Raw genomic sequence first — 275 nt, forward strand, 5'->3', positions numbered from 1 at the left:
GTCCTGCTCTGCCAGCTTTTTAATCAACGATAGACGTTGAGGTTGTCCGATGCCAGCAGAGCTGAAGCCCACTCGAGCATAGCTCTCCCCTTGCGTCGGGGCGAAGCAGTGCTTCGCTTAATCCCTCCTCATTTAGGATGTCTTTCTCTATCTTAAGCTGTCTGACTTCTCGCTCAAGCTCTTGTATGCGGCGCGGATCATCAGTTAATGCTAGACCTTTAGTTGGACGAACGCCTTGCTGCTCTTTTTTATACTTGCGTACCCAGTTGTCTAAG

The 275-nt window shown here is 49.8% G+C and carries 1 pseudogene; it reads right to left on the reverse strand.

The features are described from left to right. Positions 1 to 19: 19 nt before the first annotated feature. Positions 20 to 275 (reverse strand): annotated as a pseudogene (locus AAEY83_RS14800) (hypothetical protein); the annotation flags it as partial.

Origin of the sequence: Psychrobacter sp. TB20-MNA-CIBAN-0197 (assembly GCF_040309765.1) — a bacterium.
Classification (GTDB): domain Bacteria; phylum Pseudomonadota; class Gammaproteobacteria; order Pseudomonadales; family Moraxellaceae; genus Psychrobacter; species Psychrobacter submarinus.